Genomic DNA, 23,400 nt, shown 5'->3' with positions numbered 1-23,400 from the left:
TGGCAAAAGGGACCGGCGGGTCAGCCGGCCCCTCAACTGCAAGCCAATCACACACCCCTGACACAGCTGCCAGGGTATGTCAGTTTTCCTGACGCACGGTCCTAGGCGTTGAAGAAGGCCTTGAACGCATCAACGCGGTCAAGGCGCTCCCAGGTGAAATCTGGCTCCTCGCGGCCGAAGTGGCCGTGTGCGGCGGTCCGGGAGTAAATGGGACGGCGGAGGTCCAGGGCGTCAATGATGGCCCGTGGGCGCAGATCGAAGATCTCCGCGATTGCAGCACTGATCTTTGCAGGATCAACCGTTTCGGTACCAAACGTCTCGACATAGGTCCCCACCGGACGGGCCTGGCCAATGGCGTACGCAATCTGGATTTCCGCTCGCTTTGCCAGACCTGCTGCCACAACGTTTTTGGCAACCCAGCGCATGGCGTAGGCAGCAGACCGGTCCACCTTTGAGGGATCCTTGCCGGAGAAGGCGCCTCCGCCGTGGCGGGCAAAGCCACCGTAGGTATCGACAATGATCTTGCGTCCGGTGAGCCCTGCGTCGCCCACTGGCCCGCCAATGACGAACTCGCCTGCAGGGTTGAGGATGTTGGCAGTGCGCGAAAGATCCAGGTTGGACTCGGCCATCACGGGATCGATGACCTCGGAGGCGAGATCGGCCCGGAGCTGGTCCAGGCTAGTGCCTTCGGCGTGCTGGCTGGAAATCACAACGGTCTCGACGGAAATGGGCCTGTCCCCGTCGTAGCCGATGGTGACCTGCGTCTTTCCATCAGGACGCAGGTAGGCAAGATGGCCGTTTTTCCTTACCTTCGTCAGCCGCTCTGACAGGCGGTGCGCAAGCCAGATTGGGGTAGGCATGTATGTGGGGGTCTCGTCGCTGGCGTAGCCAAACATGATGCCCTGATCGCCTGCTCCCTGCAGGTCGTAGGCGTCCACGTTGCGCCCCTCACGGGACTCGAGGGAATTGAACACTCCGCCGGAGATGTCATTGGACTGCTGCCCAATCGACACCGAGACACCGCACCGGGCGCCGTCGAACCCGTTGGCTGAGGAGTCGTAGCCGATGCCCAGGATGGTGTCCCTGACGATCTGGGGAATCTCGACATAGGCGTTGGTGGTGACCTCGCCTGCGACATGGACCAAGCCTGTTGTTGCCATCGTTTCCACAGCGACGCGTGAATCTGGGTCCGCTGCGAGCAGCGCATCTAGGATGGCATCGCTAATCTGGTCGCAGATCTTGTCAGGATGGCCTTCTGTGACAGACTCCGAGGTGAAGAGCCTGAGGGCTGGCGAAACTGCTTGGGACGCGGGGGTGTGCAGCGGTGAAGTCACTCAACTACCTTACTGGTTGGAAATTGGAGTCTGCGGGATGTTTCTTCTCGCGTCGAGACATGCCGGAGGAGGTGCTCAGGGCTCCTGGTCAGGCTGATGACGAGGTGGAACACTGCGAAGTTCGTCCACGATGCGATTGATGATCACCGTTGAGACGTCCTTCTTGGTGCCCGTTGCCTCCTGAGGTTCGGAGCCGGAGGCTGCAAGGATGACTACGGCTGTGGTGTCCTGGCCAAAGACGCGATTCGGCCCCACGTGGTTGACCACGAGGAGGTCGCAGCCTTTGCGTTGGAGTTTGGCCCGTGCATAGGTCAGGACATCCGCGTCCGCATCACCGGTTTCGGCAGCAAATCCGACAATCAGCTGGCGCCGGTTGGTCTCACTGCGCAACTGGACCAGTTCCTGGAGGATGTCCGGATTACGGACCAGGGTGATGGTGGGGTCCGCAATATCGTCGCGCTTTTTGATCTTGCGCTCCGAGACAGCTGACGGCCTGAAATCAGCGACGGCTGCCGCCATGATGACAACATCGGATTCCCGGGATGCAGCACGTGCGGCGTCCCGAAGTTCAAGGGCAGTTTCCACCGGGACAACCTCGACGCCGGCGGGGGGTGCTACATCAAGGTGCGCCGCCAGGAGGCGAACGGTTGCACCGGCCGCCAGGGCTGCCTGGGCCAGTGCAACACCCTGTTTCCCGGACGACCGGTTTCCTAGGAAACGGACCGGGTCCAGCGGCTCCCGGGTACCGCCGGCGCTGATGGTAACCCGCACGCCTGCCAGTGTTTGTGTCGCCATCGCGTCAGGCTCGACGAGCGCCATGGCAGCTGCGAAAATGTCTGCTACCTCCGGAAGGCGGCCCGGACCGGAATCAGAGCCTGTCAGCCTTCCTACGGCCGGCTCGAGCACATGGATGCCCCGCCTGCGGAGCGTGTCAACGTTCGCCTGCGTGGCCGCATGCTGCCACATTTCCGTATGCATTGCCGGAGCAAAGAGGACAGGCCCGTGTGCCATCAGCAGGGTGGTCGTCAGGAGGTCGTTGGCCTGGCCGGAAGCAGCCCGGGCCATAATGTCAGCCGTTGCCGGCGCGACCACTATCAGATCGGCTTCGTGCCCCAACCGGACGTGGTTGACCTGTGGGATAGCGTCAAACACGCTGTTGGTCACAGGATTGCCGGAGAGGGCCTCCCAGGTGGCCGTTCCGACGAAGCGCGTGGACGCCTCCGTGGGAATGACGGAGACGTCATGGCCGGATTCAGTAAAAAGTCGGAGGAGGGACGCCACTTTGTAGGCAGCTATCCCTCCCCCGACTCCGAGGACTATTCGCACTTAGGCTCCGTCAGCAACAATCGTCAATGTGCGGCTTTGACTACTCTGCGGACTCGATAGGCGTCGAGACCAACTTGCCCTCGTTGATTTCACGCAGCGCGATGGAAAGGGACTTCTCGTTCAGCTTGGTGTCGACCAGGGGTCCGACGTACTCAAAGAGGCCCTCGTGCAGCTGCGCGTAGTAGGCGTTGATCTGGCGTGCGCGCTTGGCACCAAAGATCACCAGTCCGTACTTAGAATCGGCTGCCTCAAGCAGCGAATCGATCGGCGGGTTGATGATGCCTTCAAGGTTCGTAGACACGAATTCTCCAAAGTTCTAGCGGGCAGTCCCGGGCCACGCGCTAGCGTGGGTGAGGAATCAGCCCCATGAGTGAAACAAGTTCGTCTGCCGCCCGGCGAATGTCGTCATTAACGACTGTGTGATCGAACTCCGGTTCAGCGGCAAGTTCCAGTTTAGCGGTTTCCAGCCGCCGCTGCTGCTCTTCGGCACTTTCCGTGCCGCGGCCCACAAGCCGACGGACCAATTCGTCCCAGGACGGTGGCGCCAGGAAGACAAAATTGGCGTCAGGCAGCGCTTCCTTGACCTGGCGGGCACCCTGCAGGTCAATTTCCAAAAGGACCGAGCGACCGTCGGCGATGGCCTGGTTGACAGTACTTCTCAGCGTCCCATACGTGTTCTGGCCGTGAACAACTGCCCACTCCAGGAAGTCTCCCTCGGCAACCAGCGATTCGAATTCTTCACGACCCTTGAAAAAGTAGTGGACGCCGTCCTCCTCGCCCGGACGTGGCGCCCTGGTGGTGGCCGACACAGAGAGCCACACCTCAGGATAATTGTCACGGATGTAGGTGGAAACGGTGCCCTTACCTACTGCGGTGGGGCCAGCGAGGACTGTCAGTCCGGGATTCTTGCTCACGTATTCCTTTGCAGCGACGGATGCCGGGCCAGAATTGCGGCGGCCCTACTTTGCGTCTATAAAATCTACCAGCGCTCGGCGTTGGTGAATGCCCAAGCCCCGGAGCCGTCGGGACCTCGCGATTCCCAACTGCTCCATAATGGCGCTGGCACGGACCTTCCCAATGCCAGGAAGGGCCTCAAGGAGTTCCACAACGCGCAGCCGTGCCAGGGCGTCATCAGTTGCCGAGAGATCAAGCATCTCGGTGATACTCAATTCGCCACTCTTGAGCCGCTCCTTCAGTGCCGCGCGGGTTGCCCTGGCGGCGGCAGCCTTTGTAAGAGCGGCACTGCGTTCCTCGGTGGTCAGGGGCCGGAGGGTCATGGGTCCATCTCCCGCATCGTCGTAGGGTCCGCTCCCCTTGCGGTCTTTCGTTGAACCTACTCCCGGGATGCCTGCAAATCAATGGCTCAGTGACAATCAGTCGTGCCACCAAACCACAGTTCCTGCAGGTGGGGTTCCCACACCCGCCGTCAGGTGCCCGGCGGGGCAGGCCACCGGTGAATCAGGTGAGGGGGTCGAGGGTGCGCTGTGTCGCTGCCTTCAACGCTGCTGCGTGTGGACCGGCACTGAGGATATCCCTGCTGGAGGTTGCCAGAACCTGGGAGTACGCAGATCCGAAGGTCTTCCGGAGATCAGCTGCAGTTCCACCCTGTGCACCCAGCCCGGGGGCAAGAATAGGCCCGTTGAGCCCACTCAGGTCCAGGGCCAGATCTGTCAGCGCAGAGCCCACCGTGGCACCGACGACAAGGCCCACAGAACCCAGCGCGTGGCCGGATGTTTCCCGTTGGGATGGCGCCGTGCGGTTTCGTCTGTTCTCCTCCCCTGCGGCACTGACTATCCGGCCAGCAACCGAGTCAGTCCCGCCCACGTGCTGGACCGAAGCGCCCTCAGGGTTGGACGTCAGCGCGAGCACAAACACACCCCTGTCCGACTCGGCAGCCTGGTCCAGGGCAGGACGCAGCGACTCGAAACCTAGATAGGGGCTCAGCGTGACGGCGTCCGCTGCCAATGCCGACCCATCGCGAAGCCAGGCATCCGAATATGCGGCCATGGTCGATCCGATATCCCCCCGCTTGGCATCGGCGATGGTGAGGACCGACGCCGATCTGGCAGCCTGGAGGAACTCCTCAAGGACAGCCATCCCCCTGGAGCCGTGGCGCTCGTACAGCGCCACCTGTGGTTTTAGCGCTGCAGCAAGCTGCCCCACAGCTTCAAGGACCGTCAGTGAGAATGTCCGCAACCCCTCGACGTCGTCATTCAGTCCCCAGGCGGCCAGGAGCCCGGGGTGGGGATCAACTCCGACACACAGGGGCCCACGCTGGGTCATGGCCAACCCGAGCCGGGAGCCAAAGGACTCCCGGCTGGGGGTTGGTACAGGAATCACCGAATCAGGCATGGAGTGCGGCAGCCTTCTGTGATGCGGCAAGGGCAGCCGCATGCTCCTGCAGGCTCGTCACCGACCACTCATACGTGCGGAGTGCCTCAATAGCCTGCACCGCGGCATTAAATTCAGCCACGGTGGTGATGCAGGGAATGCCGATCGACGTTGCAGCTGCACGCAGCTGATAGCCGTCACTGCGGGCCTCCCCACCCGAGGGTGTGTTGAAGACCATATCAATTTCTCCGGCAATGACGAGGTCGGCGATGGTGCCCTCACCCTCTGCGGACGAACCTTCTGCGACCTTGCGGACTGGGCTTGCCGCAATGCCGTTGCGGCGCAGCACATCGGCGGTACCTCCGGTGGAAACAATCTCAAAACCGAGATCGGAGAGCCGCTTGACACCCATGATGACCGAGCGCTTGTCCCGGTTCGCAACGGAGACGAAGATTTTACCCTCGGTGGGCAGTGCGTTGTTCGCAGCAGCCTGGCTCTTTGCGAAAGCTGTGTCGAAGTGCTTGTCAATACCCATGACCTCACCTGTGGAACGCATCTCCGGCCCAAGGAGCGAGTCCACTACCGTGCCTTCGGGCGTGCGGAACCTGCTGAACGGCAGCACCGCTTCCTTGACGGAGACCGGCGCGTCGATGGGCAGCGTAGAACCATCCCCCGTCTCAGGGAGCATGGCGTACTCGGTGCGCAACTGCTGCACTGTGACGCCGGTGCCGATCAGCGCTGCAGCCTTGGCCATTTGGACGCCCGTTGCCTTGGAGACAAAAGGAACCGTCCGGGAAGCACGCGGGTTAGCTTCCAGCACGTACAGGACATCCGAGGCAAGAGCGAACTGGATGTTGATCAGGCCGCGCACACCCACACCTTCTGCGATGGCCCGGGTGGCGGTTCGGACGCGGTCCAGGACGTTGCCAGCCAGCGTGATCGGGGGCAACACGCACGCGGAGTCACCGGAGTGGATGCCCGCTTCTTCGATGTGTTCCATGATGCCGCCCAGGTACATGTCGGTGCCGTCAAAGAGTGCATCAACGTCGATCTCAACGGCATCCTCGAGGAACCTGTCGATCAGGACCGGGTGCGCCTGGGTGATCTCGGTGGCATTGGCGATGTACCGCGAGAGGTTGGCTTCGTCATAGACGATTTCCATACCGCGTCCACCCAGGACGTAGGAGGGGCGCACCAGCACAGGGTAGCCAATCTCGTCCGCTATGGTCTTTGCGTCATCGAAGGACACGGCCGTGCCGTTCTTCGGGGACACCAGGCCAGCTTCGTCCAGCACGCGGGCAAAAGCTCCCCGGTGTTCTGCCAGGTCGATGGCTTCGGGTGAGGTGCCCAGGATGGGGACACCGGCGTCGGCCAACTGCTGGGCGAGCTTGAGTGGCGTCTGTCCGCCCAACTGCACAAAGACCCCCATAACTCCGCCGGTGCGTTCCTCGGCAGCGATGACCTCAAGGACGTCCTCAAGGGTCAGCGGCTCGAAGTACAGGCGGGTGGAGACGTCGTAGTCAGTAGACACTGTCTCCGGATTGCAGTTGACCATGACTGTTTCGTAGCCGGCCTCACGGAGTGCCATGGAGGCGTGGACGCAGGAGTAGTCGAACTCGATTCCCTGTCCAATCCGGTTGGGCCCGGAGCCCAGGATCAGGATGGAGGGCTTGTCGTGCATCGCCACTTCATCTTCCTCGTCATAGGAGGAGTAGTGGTAGGGCGTGTAGGCCGCAAACTCTGCAGCACAGGTGTCCACTGTCTTGTAGACGGGGCGGATACCCAGGGCCTGGCGCACTCCCCGCACCACTGCCTCAGAGTTATGCGTCAGGGAACCGATCTGTTCATCGGAGAAACCGTGCCGTTTGGCCCGCTCAAGCATTGCCTGGGTCAGGGCTGAGGACTGGCGGATTTCGTTGGAAATCTCGTTCAACAGCTGCAACTGGTCCAGGTACCATGGATCGATTTTGGTCGCCTCGAAGAGCTGTTCCAGGGTGGCGCCGCCCAGGAGGGCACGCTGGACCTGGTGCAGGCGTTCAGTGGTGGGCCGCTTGGCTTTCTCGATCAGCTCCGCAACCTCCCCCGCGGGGACGGGAGTGAAATCAAGCTGCGAGCCCTTCTGCTCCAGGGAGCGCAGTGCTTTCTGGAGGGCTTCAGTAAAGTTTCGGCCCATGGCCATCGCCTCACCCACGGACTTCATGGTGGTGGTCAGCGTGTCATCGGCTGCCGGGAACTTCTCAAAGGCAAAGCGCGGAACCTTGACCACCACGTAGTCGAGCGTCGGTTCAAAAGAAGCGGGCGTTTTCTGCGTGATGTCGTTGGGGATCTCGTCCAAGGTGTAGCCAAGGGACAGCTTGGTGGCGATCTTGGCGATCGCGAATCCCGTCGCCTTTGACGCCAGTGCGGAGGAACGGGATACGCGGGGGTTCATCTCAATGACGACAACGCGTCCCGTGTCGGGCTCTACGGCGAACTGGATGTTGCAGCCACCGGTATCGACGCCTACCTCGCGGATCACGGCAATGGAGATGTCACGGAGGCGCTGGTATTCGCGGTCCGTCAGTGTCAGCGCCGGAGCAACGGTGATGGAATCGCCCGTGTGGACGCCCACCGGATCGAAGTTCTCGATGGAGCAGACCACCACGACGTTGTCGTTCTTGTCCCGCATCATTTCGAGCTCGTATTCTTTCCAGCCCAGGATGCTCTCTTCGAGCAGGACCTCGCTGGTGGGGCTGTACTGCAGTCCCTGGCCCACAATGCGGCGCAGATCGGACTCGTCATACGCAAGTCCGGACCCCAGCCCGCCCATGGTGAAAGACGGGCGGACAACCATGGGGTACCCCAGGTCCTCCGCTGCGGCAAAGGCCTCGTCAAGGGTGTGGATGATGTGGCTGCGTGCAGATTCGGCACCGCAGCGCTCCACCACGCCCTTGAACTTTTCACGGTCTTCGCCGAGCTCAATGGCGGCAATGTTTGCGCCAATCAGCTCCACGTTGTACTTGTCCAGCACGCCGTTCTTGTCCAGCGCAATGGCCGTGTTGAGTGCGGTCTGGCCGCCGAGGGTAGGCAGGATGGCGTCGGGACGCTCCTTGGCGATGATTTTTTCCACCACCTCGGGGGTAATGGGTTCAATGTAGGTCGCATCAGCAAACTCGGGGTCGGTCATGATGGTGGCCGGGTTGGAGTTGACCAGGATGACCCGCAGGCCCTCTTCCTTAAGGACTCGCAGTGCCTGGGTACCGGAGTAATCGAATTCTGCCGCCTGGCCGATGACGATCGGCCCGGAGCCGATGACCAGGACGCTCTTGAGGTCAGTTCTCTTGGGCATTACTTGGTGTCCTCAGTGTTGGTGGTGGTGGGGCGCTGGCCGTTCTGGTTTGCTTCCATCAGGTCGATGAACCGATCGAACAGGTATGCAGCATCGTGGGGTCCGGCAGCCGCCTCAGGGTGGTACTGGACCGAAAACGCGGGAATATCGAGGCAGGCAAGGCCCTCCACCACGTGATCGTTGAGGCTGATGTGGCTGACCTCGACGCGGCCATAGCGGGCTTCGGGAGCTTCCGGGGAACCGTCAAGGGGGGCATCGACGGCGAATCCGTGGTTCTGGGACGTGATTTCCACCTTGCCGGTGCGTCGGTCCAGGACGGGCTGGTTGATTCCGCGGTGGCCGTACTTGAGCTTGTAGGTGCCAAAGCCAAGGGCCCGGCCAAGGATCTGGTTACCGAAACAGATCCCGAAATAGGGCAGTTTTACATCCAGGACGGACTGCAGCAGGGTAACCTGCGCATCTGCGGTGGCAGGGTCGCCGGGGCCGTTGGACATGAAGAATCCGTCCGGGTTGACTGCCTGGACTTCAGCAAGAGTGCTGCTCGCCGGGAGGACATGCACGCGAACCCCGCGCTCAGCCAAGCGGATGGGAGTCATTGCCTTGATGCCAAGGTCAACGGCAGCCACAGTGAGGCGGGCCGCACCAGTCCACCCGTGATCGGCAGGCTCCACAACGTACGCTGTGTCAATACTGACCTCTTCGGCGAGCTGGGCGCCTTCCATAGGGGCACTGGAAAGAACCGTTGAGAGAAGTTCCTTCACTGGTACCTCGGCTGCCGGACCGGAGAAGATACCCGCCCGCATGGTCCGGTGCTCGCGCAGGTGGCGCGTGATGGCACGGGTATCAACGCCCTGGATGCCCACAATTCCCTGTTCCACGAGCTCCTCGTCGAGGGATCTCTCGGAGCGCCAGTTGGAAGGTCGGCGGGCAGCGTCACGGACCACATAGCCGGCAACCCAGATTTGGCGGGATTCGGCGTCGTCGGTATTTACTCCCGTATTGCCTATGTGCGGTGCTGTCTGGACCACTATCTGGCGGGCATAGGAGGGGTCCGTTATGGTCTCCTGGTAGCCGGTCATGCCGGTGGAAAACACTGCTTCGCCGACCGTGGTGCCGAGGGCGCCGTAGCTTCGACCGCGGAACACCCGGCCGTCCTCGAGGATCAGGATGGCCGGCGCCGTGGTGCCTGTTTCTGTCACTGCTGAGTCTGTCACTGCGTTACTTTCCACTAGCGGGATCGGCCGATGCTGCCGCGATCAATTCCTGGAGGGCGTCAAAGATGGAGTCACGGTCCGTACTGGAACGGCTGCGGAACCCGGTGTCGAGTTCGTGGGTGCCCAGGATCCAACTCACAATGACGAGTCCGTCTTTTTCAACAAATTTGCCTGTCATGCCGCTGTCCTTGCGGACTCCTGTCAGCTGGCTGGCAGGAATGAAGATGTCCGGCGCACCTGACCGGAGGTACAGGACACCGTCGGGGTGGACCGAAAGGGTTGCGTTGGTGCGGATCCCGAGGCTGTGGACAGCAATCCTGTCCAGCCAGTCCCCTGCAGTTGTGGAGGAGACATACTGGCCTTCGGAGCTGGCCATAGCGGTCCCGGGATCTTCCGGAAGTGCTGGCAGGGCCGCGACGTCTGACTGTCGCTTGAGCCGGTTACGCCAGCCAAGCCAGATCAGCCCAAGGGCAACAACTACCAGCACCAGGGTGAAGAGGCCTGAGACGAGACGGGTATCCATCAGGCGTCCCCTCCCAGAATGCGCCGGGGTGTATTCAGTGCACCCGCCAGCACTGTGGGGTGACCGTGGAAGAACGTTGCAATCACACGGCCAGGGAGTTCCAGTCCCCTGAACGGCGAATTGCGTCCCATGGTGGCCATGGCTGCGGGGTCAACGATCCAGCGCGCTGCCGGATCGACCAGCACAATATTGGCAGGCTCGCCTACCTCAAGCGGGCGACCCTGGTCTGCCACGCGACCAATCTGGGCCGGAACCGTGGAGGTGACGCGTGCGAAATCTGCCCACGTCATGAGGCCCGTTTCAATCATTGTCTCCTGCACTACCGACAGGGCTGTCTCCAGTCCTGTCATGCCCATGGCCGCCTGGGCCCACTCGCACTCCTTGTGCTCGCTGGGATGCGGCGCGTGGTCTGTGCCAATGACGTCGATGGTGCCGTCGGCAAGACCCGCGCGGAGTGCCTGGACGTCGGCGTCCGTGCGCAACGGTGGGTTCACCTTGTAGACGGGATCGTAGCTGCGGACCAGGTCGTCCGTGAGGAGGAGATGGTGGGGTGTGACCTCCGCAGTGACGTTGATGCCGCGTTCCTTGGCCCAGCGGATGAGCTCCACGGATCCCGCTGTAGACACATGGCAGATATGCAGGCGGGAGCCTACATGCTGTGCCAGCAGGACATCGCGGGCAATGATGCTCTCTTCCGCGACTGCAGGCCACCCTGCCAGTCCAAGGACCGAGGAAACCTCGCCCTCGTTCATCTGCGCGCCCTCGGTAAGCCGAGGTTCCTGCGCATGCTGGGCTACGACGCCGTCGAACGCCTTGACGTATTCAAGGGCCCGGCGCATCAGCACCGGATCGTGGACACAAATCCCGTCGTCGGAGAAAACCCGCACGCCAGCGCGGGAGTCGGCCATGGCACCAAGTTCGGCAAGCTGTTTTCCGGCCAGTCCCACTGTCACTGCGCCTACGGGACGCACGTCCACCCACCCGGCAGATATGCCCAGGCTGTGGACCTGTTCAACAACGCCTGCAGTGTCGGCGACAGGGTTGCTGTTGGCCATGGCGTGGACTGCCGTATACCCGCCGAGCGCAGCAGCGCGTGTTCCCGTTTCCACTGTCTCAGCATCCTCACGGCCCGGCTCGCGAAGGTGTGTATGGATATCCACCATGCCAGGAAGCGCCACAAGCCCGGTGCCGTCGATCACTGTGAGCCCCGCATCAAGAGATTCCGCGGTCCCTGTGGCAGCGGACTGCTGCAGGTCGATTCCCCTGGCCGCAATGATGCCGTCGCGGATGAGAAGGTCTTCGGTGGCGCCGCCAAGGATGGCCGCACCCCTGATCAGATAGGTGCCGGTGGGCGTACTCATCGGGTGGTCTCCTTGCTGGGCTGGACTGCGGGCTCACGGAAATCACCGGAGAGCAAGAGGTAGAGGGCTGCCATCCGGACGGAAACACCGTTTCGGACCTGCGCCAGGACTGTGGAGCGCGGCGAATCGGCCGCCGCCGAGGAAATTTCAAGCCCTCGGTTCATGGGGCCTGGGTGCATGATGATGGTGTCCTTCATGCCAAGCTCGTCGAGGGCACGCAACCGGTTGTCGTCAAAGCCCCACCGCCGCGAGTACTCGCGGGTGGAAGGGAAGAATGAAGCGTTCATCCGTTCACCCTGGACTCGGAGCATCATGACCGCGTCCACGCCCTGTGCGATGGTCTGGTCAAGGTCGTAGCTGACGGTACAGGGCCAGCTCTCGACGCCGATGGGCAGCAGTGTGGGCGGTGCCACGAGAGTCACAGTGGCTCCCAGGGTCCTGAGCAGCCACACGTTGGACCGGGCCACGCGGGAGTGCAGGACGTCGCCCGCGATGGCAACGCGCATCCCGGCCAGATCCCCGCCCGTAGATCCACTTCCGGTTAGCGCCGACCAGTGCCTCCGCATGGTGAAGGCATCAAGCAGGGCCTGGGTGGGGTGTTCATGCGTGCCATCTCCGGCGTTGATGACTCCGGCGTCGATCCAGTCCGTGGCCGCCAGGCGGTGCGGTGCACCGGATGCCCAGTGCCTGATGACCACGGCGTCAGCACCCATCGCGGAGAGGGTCTGCGCCGTGTCCTTGAGCGATTCGCCCTTGGAAACCGAGGATCCCTTTGCAGCGAAGTTGATGACGTCTGCCGAGAGGCGCTTTGCCGCAGCCTCAAAAGATATCCGGGTGCGTGTTGAATCTTCGAAGAACAGGTTCACAACCGTGCGGCCGCGCAGCGCCGGGAGCTTCTTGACTTCGCGGTCCCCCACAGCGGCCATCTGCTCGGCTGTGTCCAGGATGAGGATGGCATTGTCCCGGCTTAGGTCCTGGGTGGACAGGAGGTGCTTCATACGCTTCCCTCGATCACGACTTCGTCGGTGGGAATGCCGTCAACAGTGTCCGTCTCGGTCAGGTGCACACGGACCTTTTCAACGGCCGCTGTCGGCAGGTTCTTACCCACGTGGTCGGCGCGGATGGGCAGCTCACGGTGTCCTCTGTCGATCAGGACCGCGAGTCGCACGATGCGCGGCCGCCCAAGATCGACCAGGGCGTCCAGTGCCGCCCGTATTGTCCGGCCGGAGTAGAGGACATCGTCAACAAGGACAACAACCTTGTCATCGATCCCGCTCTGCGGCAGGACGGTGGCCAACGGGGGCCGGGTGGGTTGTCGCGAGAGGTCGTCCCGGAACATGGTCACATCCAGCTGACCAACAATGTGCGCGGGATCAACAGTGGCGTCCGCGGCAGCGATTTTTTCGGCGAGCCGGACAGCCAGCGGGTAGCCGCGGCGCGGGATTCCCAACAGGACAAGGTCCCGGGGTCCCTTGTTGGCTTCAAGAAGCTCATGGGCAATGCGGGTGAGCGCACGGTCGATGTCAGCTTGGTTGAGGACAACCCTGGCTGGTATCGGTGTGTTGGCGAATGAAGTCACCGTTCGTCTCCCCTTTCCCCGCCTCACAGGACGGAATTAAAAAAGGATTGTTAGTCCTGCAAAATTACCACAGCATGCAGGGCGGATGCAGCGCAGGGCACGCCTCACTGTCAAGGGAGGACGTGCCCTGCGGAAATCGCAATGCCTATGCCAGCAGTGAGGGCTTCAGCTGCTGCAGGCGGCCCAGGAGCCCATTGATGAACGACGGCGACTCATCAGTGGACAGCGTCTTGGCCAAGGCCACAGCCTCACTGACAGCGACGCCGTCGGGCACGTCATTGTTGTACAGCAGCTCCCAGGCACCAATCCGGAGAATGATGCGGTCCACGGACGGCATCCGCTCCAGGGACCAACCCTGGGAGTAAGTCTCCAGGAATTCGTCAATGGCCTCCTGCATGGAGACCACACCCTCGACAATTTCCATGGTGTAGGGATTGACGATCTGATCTGTCAGTTCCCTCCGGGACTTCAATACGTCAAAAGCAGAAACTGATCTCTGCTCCGCTTCAAAAAGTACATCCAAGGCCCTGTTTCGGGCCTTACCGCGGGCACTCACTACTCGCTGACCCGCCCGAGGTAGCTGCCGTCGCGGGTATCAACCTTGACACGGGTGTTGTTTTCGACAAACAGGGGAACCTGGATCTCGTACCCGGTCTCAAGGGTGGCGGGCTTTGTACCGGCTGAGGAGCGATCGCCCTGCAGGCCCGGCTCGGTGTAGGTGATCTCGAGGACCACGCTGGGGGGAAGTTCAATGTAGAGCGGGTTGCCCTCATGGATGGCAATGTTGACCGACTGGTTTTCCAGCATGAAGTTGGTGGCATCGCCAACTGTTGCGGCCGAGACAGTGATCTGGTCGTAATCCGAGGTGTCCATGAAAACGTAGTCTGCACCGTCTTGGTACAGGTACTGGTAGTCACGGCGGTCAACTGTTGCCGTCTCGATCTTGAGTCCGGCGTTGAATGTTTTGTCAACCACCTTGCCGGACATCACGTTGCGCATCTTGGTCCGGACGAACGCGCCGCCCTTGCCCGGCTTAACGTGCTGGAACTCGATGATGTTCCAGAGTTGGCCCTCAAGCTTGAGGACCGTTCCGTTCTTGATGTCGTTAGTGGTTGCCACTGGTTTCCTCTACTTGTCTCCGACGGGTGAAGCCGACAGAATGTGTGCCAGGCGGGCAGGCCAGAGCCCGCCTGCATGTCATTGTCAAAAATCCAAGACTCATTCTACCGGTAAATCTGGTAGACCGTCGTGTTGACGCCAGGTGATCCTACCCGGTGATCTCGACCATTTGCCGTGCCCGCTGCAGGGCAACGGTGGACGAGTAAATCTGGGCTGCGTCCGCAGCTGAAGCAACACGCATGTCCAGTGCCCGCGAAAAGGCCTCGACGGCCGCAGCTGGACGGCCGGAGACGTAGTGCGCCCGGCCAAGGTAGTGCAACACAAGCGCTTCAGAGGGCGTGCCGGCAAACTCGCTCTGCAACTGCCTGAAGAGGTCTATGGCACGGTCATAGCGGTGTGACACCCGCAGAATCTCCGCCTCGAAAGCGCGCAACGGGAATGACTCGGGATCTTTGTAGCGTGCTTCTGCCAGTAGATCTGCGGCTTCCGCCGTGTGACCCTGGACAATGAGCACAAAAATTGGATCGGCCGGATCCGTCCTTGTTCGCAGGGCAGCGTCACAGATGTCCTGGTCCACAATTTCAGGTGTCAGCGTCAGCGGATTGATTTTGATGCCGGGGAACCCTGCGTCTGGCCATTCGATCGTCTCTGACTGATCCTGGCGCATCAGGAGGCAATCTCCTGGTAGGCAGCAAAGAGCAGGGAAGTGTCAGGAACGTCCAGGATTCCGGGTTTGGCAATGCCGTCAAGGACTACGAAGCGCAGCAGGTCACCGCGGGATTTCTTGTCCCTGCGCATGCCGTCAAGAAGGCCCTGCCACCTGTCCCTGCGGTATGTGACGGGCAACCCCAGGGACTCCAGTACAGTGCGGTGCCTGTCTGCATCAGCATCGGTAAGGCGCCCCACGCTACGTGCCAGTTCGGCAGCGAACATCAACCCTACAGAGACCGCTGCACCATGGCGCCAGGAGTAACGTTCCACGAGCTCGATGGCGTGGCCCAGCGTGTGACCATAGTTCAGGTGTTCCCGGATTCCGGATTCCTTGAGGTCCTGTGAAACAACATCCGCCTTGACCCTGACGGAGCGCTCAATGAGATCACGAAGAACAGGCGAATCGCCGCGTGATGCCTCGACCGGATCCTTTTCGATCAGGTCCAGGATGACAGGATCTGCGATGAATCCACATTTGACCACCTCAGCGAGGCCGGATACCAGTTCGTTGCGGGGCAACGTCTCAAGGGAATCAAGGTCTGCAAGCACACCGGCTGGTGGATGGAAAATCCCTACAAGGTTTTTTCCCTCCGCCGTATTGATCCCCGTTTTGCCACCCACTGCGGCATCCACCATGCCCAGTAGGCTGGTAGGCATGTGGATGACCTTGACTCCGCGAAGCCACGTGGCAGCGACAAAACCTGCCAGGTCCGTGACAGCGCCGCCGCCCACGGCGACTATCGCATCGGAGCGGGTGAAGTTGTTTTCTCCCAGAACCTTCCAGCAGAAGGAGGCAACCTGGATGTGTTTGCCTTCCTCGGCGTCGGGGATCTCGGCCGTCAGTGCGGTGAACCCGTCGAGAGCCAAGGACTCCCGTACCGCGTCGCCGGTGAGTCTGAGGGCACGCGGGTGAATGACCAACACCTTACGGACGCGTTCACCCAGCAGGCCAGGCAGGTTGCCCAGCAGTCCGTTTCCCACCACAACGTCGTAGTTATCGCGGGCGGACTCGCCGGTGACGGAAATGACTGTCGCTTCCTTTGTCACTCTTCAACTTCCTTTTGGGCCGCAGCGTTTCCGCGCAGCACGTCTTCCAGGTGGGCAGCCAAATGCGCTGCCGTTCCCTCACGGACATCGAGGACGACGTCGGCCAGTCTTTCGTAGACCGGCCGGCGCGCCGCAAACATTTCGTTCCAGCGTGACACCGCGTCACCTGCCAGCAGCGGACGGTTACTGCTGCGGGCGATCCGCTCACGTACCGTTGACTCGTCTGCCTCTAGATAGACGACTACACATTTTTCCAGTAGCTGCTGGGTCCCGGAATCCAGCACAGCACCCCCTCCAAGGGAGATGACCTGGCTGGCAACCAATGGTTCGATAGCGGCAGCAACAGCGCGGGCTTCAATCTCGCGGAAGGCGTGTTCACCCCGGCACGCGAAAATGGCCGTAATGGTGCCGTGCTGGGCCACGATGGCAGCATCCGTATCAACGAAGCCGTGACCCAGCCGGTGGGCAAGGTGCTGGCCAACAGCCGATTTACCCACTGCCATGGGACCAATGAGCACCACCGGGGAGGACACTGGCGGCGCGGAACTGCTGCGCGCGGGCACTACTGACCTATCGAGTCCAGGGTCGCAGGAATGCTCTCCAGGTAACCCTTGATGTTGCGCAGCGTCTCAGCCACGGAGTCGCCGCCAAACTTCTCGGTCACAGCGTCGGCAATCACAAGGGCCACCATGGCTTCGGCCACCACGCCCGCTGCAGGCACGGCACAGACATCGGAGCGCTGATGGTGCGCCTTGGCAGGCTCTCCGGTGCTGACGTCCACAGTGCGCAGAGCGCGCGGAACTGTGGCGATCGGTTTCATGGCGGCGCGGACGCGGACCACGTCCCCGATGCTCATGCCGCCTTCTATCCCGCCAGCACGGTTGCTGGTGCGGACAATGACACCCTTCGAATCTTTGACAATCTCGTCATGGGCGGCCGAGCCACGGCGGGCTGCGGTGAGGAAGCCGTCACCCACCTCAACGCCCTTAATGGCCTGAATTCCCATGAGGGCCGCAGCCAGCCGTGAGTCGAGCCTGCGGTCCCAGTGGACGTAGCTGCCCAGCCCAGGGGGCAGGCCGTACGCGAGGACCTCCACAACACCGCCGAGGGTTTCGCCTTCCTTGTGCGCGGCGTCCACCTCGGCAACCATTGCATCCGAGGTCTGCCTGTCGAAGCAGCGGAGGGGATCAGCATCAAGGGCCAGGACATCTGCAGGAACGGGAAGCGGACGCCCTTCGGGCACCATCACGCTGGCAATGGAGACCGTATGGCTGACCAGTTCAATTCCCAGCTGCCGCAGGAAGCGCGCAGCGACGGTTCCGAGCGCCACCCGGGTAGCCGTTTCACGGGCACTGGCACGTTCCAGGACCGGCCGGGCCTCGTCAAATCCGTACTTCTGCATGCCGGTGAAGTCTGCGTGGCCAGGACGGGGACGGGTAAGTGGGGCATTGCGTGCCTGTTCAGCAAGCACGGCGGGGTCCACGGGGTCAGAGGACATGATCTGCTCCCATTTGGGCCACTCCGTATTTGCGACCTGAATGGCGACAGGGCCACCTTGGGTGAGGCCATGCCGTACGCCGCCCAAAATGGTAACGAGGTCCTTTTCGAACTTCATCCGCGCACCCCGGCCATAGCCGAGCCTCCGCCGAGCCAGCGAATCAGCAATTTGCTCACTGGTAAGCTCCACACCGGCGGGGACGCCTTCAATAATTCCCATCAGAGCCGGGCCATGGGACTCACCGGCGGTCAACCAACGCAACATACAAACCATCCTGCCATGCCTGGCGGTTACAACACCCGCCGGGGAAGTCCTACTGAGTCACACATCACATCTATGACGGCGGTGTCCATGCACTCACCCAGCCGCGTGAATGCAGCGACCTGTTCCACCGCCTGGTAGAGCAGCATCTCTAGGCCGGGAACCACCGTGCCGCCTCCTGCGCTCCATGCCTGGGCAAGTGTGCTTGGCCAGGGGTCGTAGGCCACATCCAGTAGCACCCCGGGACTCCCGGACCCGGCCCTGGAAAGGTCTTCGCCCAGGAAATCTGCCGCACCCGCCGGCAGCGTGGAAATGACCACTGAAGCGTTGGACATGGCCATGGCAGCCTTGCTCAGCGGGTGCACGCTGAGGGACAGTCCGACGGCGGCAGCGGCCTTCAGAGGTTCGGTGGCACGGGCGACGTCCCTGAGGTAGACCGCGGCACTGTCGCATCCCAGCTCGCGCAACGCCGCCACGGCGGCAGCAGCCGTTGCTCCCCCACCGAGAATAACGGCGTCTGGCGCTGCAGGAGCCCCCGCATATTCAAGGGCACGCACAATGCCTCGTACATCCGTGTTGCTGCCAACCCGCCGGATTCCCTGGGGACCAGCTTCGAACGTGACGGTATTGACAACACCAAGATCGGCCGCCACGCCTATGACCTCATCAAGTTCGGCCACCATGGCGATCTTGAGGGGCATGGTCACAGAGAGGCCCACCCAGTTCGGCTCGAGGCCCACCTGCTGCATGAACGACCACAGATTTTCCCGATCCACATCAATGGCACGGTACGTGATGTCACTTCCAAGCTGCGCATACGCAGCCCGGTGCAGTGCCGGTGACCGCGAGTGGGAAATCGGATGCCCGAGGACCGCTGCCTGTCGGATCACGTGCATCGGCCAGCGTTGGCTTCACACCACGCGTTGTACTGACTGACGTATCCGTTGTGTTCGGCGAGGGTGGAGGAAAACTTCGTCTCCCCCGTGTCCAGGTTGATCGTCACCCAGTACAGGTACGAATTAGATGTGGGCCGCGCCGCCGCGTCGATTGCTGCTTTCCCTGGCGAACCGATGGGACCCGGTGGCAGCCCCGGGTTTGCGTAGGTGTTGTAGGGGTTTGAAGCGTCGGCTTTTTCAGCATCGGTGAAGTTGAAGCTTCGTGTTCCAAGGCCGTAGGTGACAGCCGAATCGACCTGGAGGAAGCCACCTGTCTGGTCATTGGGCTTGAGCCTGTTGTAGATGGCACCGGCAACATTGCCGTAGTCAGCGTGTCCACCCTCGGCCTGCACGATACTTGCCACAATGACTGCTTCATACTGCTTGGCGGGATCGGTGATCCCCTGGGAAACCAGTTCATCGGTGGTTGTCTTGACCAGCTGCGCCAAAATATCTGTTGCGGAGGTCCCCAGGGGGAACCGGTATTCGCCAGGGGCCAGGTAGCCTTCCAGATTCTTGGCCGCAGGGGGTAGGCCAAACTGTGCCGGAGCGTCGCTCAGTGCTGTCAGCTGCGCGAGGTCTATACCCGAACCATCTGCGATGGCCTGGAGGGATTCCCCAACGCGGAGTCCGGCACTCAGTGCTATGTAAATGACCTTTTCGGCTCCCTCCCCGGTGAGGACCTGGACGGCATCGGCATTGGCCATTTCCTGGCGGAACGTATATTCCCCCGGAGCAAGGACTCCCCCTGAGGCGTTCAGGGCCTTGGCAAAAGTGTTTGCATTTGCCACCACTCCCTGCGATTCCAGTTTGGACGCTACCGAAATGGGACCGTCGCCGGCGACTACGGCCACCATGACGGAGCCCGACCCCGGGCCAGGAAAGTCGTCCGCTTTGCCGGATCCAAACAGGGGTGAAATGAACTGCACAATCACTACGATGGCCAGGGCAAACACTGCCAGGGTGATACCCAGTGCCAGGGCGCGGCGACGTCGCCGTACTTTTTTAGAAGGAACGCCGACCATGGTGACCGACCCCGCTTCCTCGGGTACCAGGTCCTCGTGCTGCCCGGAAGCAGCGAAGTCCGGCTCCTGATGTTCGGCATGGTCGGGATACGGATAGTCCGCCCCGTAGATCCTGCCGTCGGCATCGGCGCCGCCATGTTCACCCTCGTAGTGAGAGTGGTCGTAGTAGACCTCGCCGTGGTGGTGGGCGCCTGCAAGGTCGTGGTGCGCGTCAGAATCCACGCCCGAAGGGGCAGGATCCTCCGGAAGAAAGTCCGGGGAAGAATCGTGAATTGATGGCGGCGAGTCAGGTACCTGGGGAATCTCCGCTTCGGACGGAAGCCGGGCCTGGGAACTTTCGGGTGCGCCAGCCTGCTCTTCCTCCAGGCGTGCTCGCTCACGGAGCTCCTTGCGACTCAGCGGCCTGTTGGGATCGTCTCCAGCCATACCGGGGAGGTCCTCATTGTTGGACGGACTCACTGTTGCCTTCCAGTCTCTGCTGCGGGGGTCATGGCTGTGGGTCCTCCTGGTCAGGAGTACCAGCGGTTACGTTCCCCGGCGAAAGGGTGGGGACAGTAGCGCTGACACGGACGCCGACATCCGTTCCTCGGGCTTTTTGCATGTCAATTGCATGCTGGAGGATTCCAGCGGCTGCAACCTGATCAACCACTTTACGGTGATCCCTGCTGCTCATGCCAGCTTCGTGCAGGTTTCGGTGGGCGCTGACACTGCTCAACCGCTCATCCACGAGGTTGACGCGAACACCAAGTCCGCGCCGGGCGAGTTCGTTGGCCAAAAGCTCCGCGTACTCACTGGCCATCCGTGCCGAGGCGTGCTCCTCACCTTTCATGGTGCGGGGCAGCCCCACAATCACCTGGACGGCGCAGCGTTCTTCGGCAAGGGTTGCAATGATCCGCACATCGATATTTTTCTTGGGATTGCGATCCAGGGTTTTATACGGTGTTGCCAGGATGGAATCCCTGTCACACAGCGCAACCCCTACCCGGACGGTTCCCACGTCTACCCCCAGCTTCACGCCCTGGGGGTAGCCGTGGTCCGTTGCGGTCTCCGGCATACGCTGGCTCAGCGTCGAGTGATGGCGTCGACGACGGCGCTCAGCGCCGCTGCTGTCTTGCCCGCGTCGGTGCCACCGCCCTGGGCAACATCATCCTTGCCGCCGCCGCCACCGCCGAGGATACCCGCAGCCAACTTGACCAGGGCACCTGCCCGGACTCCAGCGTCTCGTGCAGCTTCGTTCGTGGCGATCAAAATGATCGGCTTGTCGTTGCTGACGCCAACAACAGCCACCGTGGCAGGCGCAGAACCAAACCTGGCCCGCAGGTCAAGTGCGAGTCCGCGGAGGTCATCGGCCCCGGCCACCTGTCCGGCGTCGTGGGCAATAACGCTGACGCCTGACGCATCCTGCGCAGTGTCAATAAGGCGGGCCGCGGCTGCCACCAACTGTTCCCTGCGCAGCCTGTCCAATTCCTTTTCAGCATTCTTGAGCTTGGCAATCGTGCCCGCAATCCGATCTGAGAGCTGGGCAGAAGGAACCTTCAGGAGCTCTGTCAGCTCTGTCACCAGTGCACGTTCCGCTGCGAGATGGCGGAATGCCTCCATGCCAACAAAAGCTTCAACCCTGCGGTTTCCGGAACCAACCGACTGCTCTCCCAGAAGCGAAAGGCTGCCGATCAGCGACGTGTTGGCAACGTGGGTACCTCCGCAAAGTTCACGTGACCACGCACCATCGATGGAGACCACGCGGACCTCACTGCCATAGTTTTCACCGAAAAGCGCCATTGCACCGAGGGACTTTGCCTCGGCCAGTCCCATGACGTTTGTCTCCACCCGATAGTTATTTCGGATGGCGATATTGGCCACCTCTTCGATCTCCGACCGTGTAGCGGTACTCAGCCCTTCGCCCCAGGCGAAGTCAAAGCGCAGGTATCCTGCCTTGTTGAACGATCCTCGCTGGGTAGCGTCAGGACCCAGGATCTGGTGCAGGGCAGCGTGCACAATATGCGTTCCGGTGTGCGCCTGTTCTGCAGCATGGCGACGCTCCTGGTTGACAGCGGCCTGAACCAGCGCGTCGGTGCTGATCTCGCCTTCCCGGACCACAGCTTTATGCACGCTGAGTCCCTTGATGGGTCGCTGGACATCAAGGACCTCTACAACAAAGCCATCACCGGTAATCAGGCCAGTGTCGGCAGCCTGGCCGCCCGCCTCTGCATAAAAAGGCGTTTCGGCCAGCACCAGTTCTATCTCGTCCCCGGTAGCAGCCTCGGACACGCTGCGTCCAGCGCTCAGGATGCCCCGCACCCTGGATTCACCGGCAAGTTCCGTGTACCCGGTGAAGACTGTTTCGCCACCAGCGAGGAGGGCCTGGAACGCACTCAGGTCAGCATGTCCCCCCTTCTTGCCCTTGGCGTCCGCCTGTGCCCGCTGCCGCTGTTCGAGCATGAGTGAGCGAAAACCTGGTTCGTCTACTTTCAGGCCTGCTTCCTCTGCCATTTCGAGGGTCAGGTCGATCGGAAAGCCGTAGGTGTCATGGAGCGCAAAGGCGTCCGCACCTGAGAGTGGGCGTCCTGCCGCCTGGGATTCCTTGACGGCATCATCCAGGCGTGCAGTGCCGGAGGCAATGGTGCGCAGGAAGGCTTTTTCTTCGGCGTAGGCGATGCGACTGATCCGGGCGAAGTCCGTTTCGACAATCGGGTAGACACCCTTCATTGCATCCCTCGAGGCCGGAAGAAGGTCAGGCAGGCAGGCTTTCTCCACACCAAGCAGCCGCATGGAACGCACTGCGCGTCGGATCAGGCGGCGCAGGACGTAACCGCGGCCCTCGTTAGAGGGCGTCACCCCGTCAGCGATCAACATCAGCGAAGAGCGGATGTGGTCTCCCACCACCCGCATCCTGACATCGTCGGTGTGGTGCGGATCCCCAGGGGTTTCTGCCGAGGTGTATGTTTTGCCAGAGAGTTCGGCAGCCTTGTCGATCACGGGGCGGACCTGGTCTGTCTCATACATGTTTTCGACACCCTGCAGGATCATGGCAAGGCGCTCCATGCCGAGTCCTGTGTCGATATTCCTCTTGGGCAGCTCGCCAACAATGTCGAAGTCTTCCTTTGAACGGACATTGTTGATCTGGTACTGCATGAACACGAGATTCCAGATCTCGATGTAACGGGTCTCGTCGGCCAGCGGGCCACCCTCAACGCCGTACTTGGGGCCGCGGTCATAGTAGATCTCGGAGCACGGGCCTGCTGGACCTGGCTGACCCGTGTTCCAGTAGTTGTCAGCCTTGCCCATCTTCTGGATGCGTTCGGCGGGCACGCCCGTGTTCTTGAGCCACAGTTCCTTCGCTTCGTCGTCCTCTTCGTAGACTGTGACCCAGAGCCGCTCCGGCGGAAGAGCGTAGCCTCCATCCTCAAGGCTGCTGGTGAGCAACTCCCAGGCGAAAAGAATGGCGTCTTCCTTGAAGTAGTCACCGAAGGAGAAGTTGCCGCACATCTGGAAGAACGTTCCATGCCGTGCCGTCTTTCCGACTTCTTCGATATCTCCCGTTCGGATGCACTTCTGCACGCTCGTGGCGCGAAGGTACGGCGCCTCTTCCCGGGCAGTGAGGTACGGAATGAAGGGCACCATTCCGGCAACGGTGAACAGCAGGGACGGGTCACTGGACACCAGTGAGGCAGACGGCACTGCAGTGTGCCCCCGCTTTTCGAAAAAGTCGATCCAGCGTTTGGTGATCTCCTGGGACTTCATGAGCTGATTAATACCCTTCAAGGTTCACGCACCATCTGGCGCGGACGTTCTGTATTCAGTGGGCGCC

At 61.6% G+C, this 23,400-nt stretch carries 22 protein-coding genes; all 22 read right to left on the bottom strand.

What is annotated here, in order from left to right:
- Window positions 1–101 precede the first annotated feature (101 nt).
- The 22 genes from metK to alaS all read right to left on the bottom strand — a co-directional run bounded on the left by metK (window position 102) and on the right by alaS (window position 23,333).
- Window positions 102–1,334 carry a methionine adenosyltransferase gene (metK, locus tag QMG79_RS05940; RefSeq protein ID WP_283537658.1) on the bottom strand — a complete coding sequence of 411 codons (1,233 nt, stop codon included), beginning with the start codon at window positions 1,332–1,334 and terminating at the stop codon, window positions 102–104.
- Window positions 1,335–1,409: 75 nt separating this feature from the next.
- Window positions 1,410–2,660, bottom strand: a complete 1,251-nt coding sequence (gene coaBC / locus QMG79_RS05935) for a bifunctional phosphopantothenoylcysteine decarboxylase/phosphopantothenate--cysteine ligase CoaBC (RefSeq protein ID WP_283537657.1) — start codon at window positions 2,658–2,660, stop codon at window positions 1,410–1,412.
- Between the two features lie 40 nt (window positions 2,661–2,700).
- Window positions 2,701–2,961 carry a DNA-directed RNA polymerase subunit omega gene (rpoZ, locus tag QMG79_RS05930; protein WP_283537656.1) on the bottom strand — a complete coding sequence of 87 codons (261 nt, stop codon included), beginning with the start codon at window positions 2,959–2,961 and terminating at the stop codon, window positions 2,701–2,703.
- Between the two features lie 40 nt (window positions 2,962–3,001).
- Entirely contained in the window at window positions 3,002–3,574 is a 573-nt protein-coding gene (gene gmk / locus QMG79_RS05925) for a guanylate kinase (protein ID WP_283537655.1), read from the bottom strand.
- Window positions 3,575–3,619: 45 nt separating this feature from the next.
- Window positions 3,620–3,937 carry an integration host factor, actinobacterial type gene (mihF, locus tag QMG79_RS05920; RefSeq protein ID WP_283537654.1) on the bottom strand — a complete coding sequence of 106 codons (318 nt, stop codon included), beginning with the start codon at window positions 3,935–3,937 and terminating at the stop codon, window positions 3,620–3,622.
- A 181-nt stretch (window positions 3,938–4,118) separates the two neighbouring features.
- Window positions 4,119–5,012, bottom strand: coding sequence for an orotidine-5'-phosphate decarboxylase (gene pyrF / locus QMG79_RS05915; protein ID WP_283537653.1), 894 nt, complete (start codon window positions 5,010–5,012; stop codon window positions 4,119–4,121).
- The gene (gene carB / locus QMG79_RS05910; protein WP_283537652.1) at window positions 5,005–8,319 is read right to left on the bottom strand and encodes a carbamoyl-phosphate synthase large subunit; all 3,315 of its coding nucleotides are present in this window, start codon (window positions 8,317–8,319) and stop codon (window positions 5,005–5,007) included. Before carB ends, pyrF begins: the two co-directional genes overlap by 8 nt.
- The gene (gene carA / locus QMG79_RS05905) at window positions 8,319–9,557 is read right to left on the bottom strand and encodes a glutamine-hydrolyzing carbamoyl-phosphate synthase small subunit (RefSeq protein WP_283538015.1); all 1,239 of its coding nucleotides are present in this window, start codon (window positions 9,555–9,557) and stop codon (window positions 8,319–8,321) included. The genes carB and carA overlap by 1 nt, the downstream gene beginning before the upstream one ends.
- The gene (locus QMG79_RS05900) at window positions 9,538–10,056 is read right to left on the bottom strand and encodes a PH-like domain-containing protein (protein ID WP_283537651.1); all 519 of its coding nucleotides are present in this window, start codon (window positions 10,054–10,056) and stop codon (window positions 9,538–9,540) included. The genes carA and QMG79_RS05900 overlap by 20 nt, the downstream gene beginning before the upstream one ends.
- A complete protein-coding gene (locus tag QMG79_RS05895) occupies window positions 10,056–11,417 on the bottom strand; it encodes a dihydroorotase (RefSeq protein ID WP_283537650.1) in 1,362 nt (453 codons plus the stop codon). Before QMG79_RS05895 ends, QMG79_RS05900 begins: the two co-directional genes overlap by 1 nt.
- On the bottom strand, window positions 11,414–12,415 hold the full coding sequence (locus QMG79_RS05890) for an aspartate carbamoyltransferase catalytic subunit (protein WP_283537649.1): 1,002 nt from the start codon (window positions 12,413–12,415) through the stop codon (window positions 11,414–11,416). The genes QMG79_RS05895 and QMG79_RS05890 overlap by 4 nt, the downstream gene beginning before the upstream one ends.
- A complete protein-coding gene (gene pyrR / locus QMG79_RS05885) occupies window positions 12,412–12,996 on the bottom strand; it encodes a bifunctional pyr operon transcriptional regulator/uracil phosphoribosyltransferase PyrR (RefSeq protein ID WP_283537648.1) in 585 nt (194 codons plus the stop codon). Before pyrR ends, QMG79_RS05890 begins: the two co-directional genes overlap by 4 nt.
- A 145-nt stretch (window positions 12,997–13,141) precedes the next feature.
- Window positions 13,142–13,552 (bottom strand): transcription antitermination factor NusB, encoded by a 411-nt coding sequence (nusB, locus tag QMG79_RS05880; protein WP_283537647.1) that lies wholly within the window; start codon window positions 13,550–13,552, stop codon window positions 13,142–13,144.
- Window positions 13,552–14,115, bottom strand: a complete 564-nt coding sequence (gene efp, locus QMG79_RS05875) for an elongation factor P (RefSeq protein ID WP_283537646.1) — start codon at window positions 14,113–14,115, stop codon at window positions 13,552–13,554. Before efp ends, nusB begins: the two co-directional genes overlap by 1 nt.
- Before the next feature lie 148 nt (window positions 14,116–14,263).
- Window positions 14,264–14,782, bottom strand: coding sequence for a tetratricopeptide repeat protein (locus QMG79_RS05870; RefSeq protein WP_283537645.1), 519 nt, complete (start codon window positions 14,780–14,782; stop codon window positions 14,264–14,266).
- The gene (gene aroB / locus QMG79_RS05865) at window positions 14,782–15,873 is read right to left on the bottom strand and encodes a 3-dehydroquinate synthase (RefSeq protein WP_283537644.1); all 1,092 of its coding nucleotides are present in this window, start codon (window positions 15,871–15,873) and stop codon (window positions 14,782–14,784) included. The genes QMG79_RS05870 and aroB overlap by 1 nt, the downstream gene beginning before the upstream one ends.
- Window positions 15,870–16,436, bottom strand: a complete 567-nt coding sequence (locus QMG79_RS05860; protein ID WP_349357251.1) for a shikimate kinase — start codon at window positions 16,434–16,436, stop codon at window positions 15,870–15,872. The genes aroB and QMG79_RS05860 overlap by 4 nt, the downstream gene beginning before the upstream one ends.
- Window positions 16,436–17,635 (bottom strand): chorismate synthase, encoded by a 1,200-nt coding sequence (gene aroC / locus QMG79_RS05855; RefSeq protein ID WP_283537643.1) that lies wholly within the window; start codon window positions 17,633–17,635, stop codon window positions 16,436–16,438. The genes QMG79_RS05860 and aroC overlap by 1 nt, the downstream gene beginning before the upstream one ends.
- 26 nt (window positions 17,636–17,661) lie before the next feature.
- A complete protein-coding gene (locus tag QMG79_RS05850) occupies window positions 17,662–18,522 on the bottom strand; it encodes a shikimate dehydrogenase (protein WP_283538013.1) in 861 nt (286 codons plus the stop codon).
- Window positions 18,519–20,051, bottom strand: coding sequence for an endolytic transglycosylase MltG (mltG, locus tag QMG79_RS05845; protein ID WP_283537642.1), 1,533 nt, complete (start codon window positions 20,049–20,051; stop codon window positions 18,519–18,521). Before mltG ends, QMG79_RS05850 begins: the two co-directional genes overlap by 4 nt.
- A gap of 28 nt (window positions 20,052–20,079) precedes the next feature.
- The gene (ruvX, locus tag QMG79_RS05840; protein WP_283537641.1) at window positions 20,080–20,646 is read right to left on the bottom strand and encodes a Holliday junction resolvase RuvX; all 567 of its coding nucleotides are present in this window, start codon (window positions 20,644–20,646) and stop codon (window positions 20,080–20,082) included.
- Between the two features lie 8 nt (window positions 20,647–20,654).
- Window positions 20,655–23,333, bottom strand: coding sequence for an alanine--tRNA ligase (alaS, locus tag QMG79_RS05835; protein WP_283537640.1), 2,679 nt, complete (start codon window positions 23,331–23,333; stop codon window positions 20,655–20,657).
- Between the last annotated feature and the right edge of the window lie 67 nt (window positions 23,334–23,400).

It is taken from the genome of Pseudarthrobacter sp. PS3-L1 (assembly GCF_030063285.1).
GTDB lineage: Bacteria > Actinomycetota > Actinomycetes > Actinomycetales > Micrococcaceae > Arthrobacter.
The sequence above is the reverse complement of the archived record's forward strand: the minus strand, read 5'-3'. Positions and strand labels throughout refer to the sequence as shown.

Bases quoted from the DNA above. Each gene is read 5' to 3' on its own strand.
- QMG79_RS05890 (WP_283537649.1), bottom strand. From the start codon at position 12,415: ATGAAGCACCTCCTGTCCACCCAGGACCTAAGCCGGGACAATGCCATC.
- ruvX (WP_283537641.1), bottom strand. From the start codon at position 20,646: ATGCCGGAGACCGCAACGGACCACGGCTACCCCCAGGGCGTGAAGCTG.
- carB (WP_283537652.1), bottom strand. From the start codon at position 8,319: ATGCCCAAGAGAACTGACCTCAAGAGCGTCCTGGTCATCGGCTCCGGG.
- QMG79_RS05870 (WP_283537645.1), bottom strand. From the start codon at position 14,782: ATGCGCCAGGATCAGTCAGAGACGATCGAATGGCCAGACGCAGGGTTC.
- alaS (WP_283537640.1), bottom strand. From the start codon at position 23,333: ATGAAGTCCCAGGAGATCACCAAACGCTGGATCGACTTTTTCGAAAAG.
- QMG79_RS05900 (WP_283537651.1), bottom strand. From the start codon at position 10,056: ATGGATACCCGTCTCGTCTCAGGCCTCTTCACCCTGGTGCTGGTAGTT.
- QMG79_RS05895 (WP_283537650.1), bottom strand. From the start codon at position 11,417: ATGAGTACGCCCACCGGCACCTATCTGATCAGGGGTGCGGCCATCCTT.
- pyrF (WP_283537653.1), bottom strand. From the start codon at position 5,012: ATGCCTGATTCGGTGATTCCTGTACCAACCCCCAGCCGGGAGTCCTTT.
- aroC (WP_283537643.1), bottom strand. From the start codon at position 17,635: ATGTTGCGTTGGTTGACCGCCGGTGAGTCCCATGGCCCGGCTCTGATG.
- mihF (WP_283537654.1), bottom strand. From the start codon at position 3,937: ATGACCCTCCGGCCCCTGACCACCGAGGAACGCAGTGCCGCTCTTACA.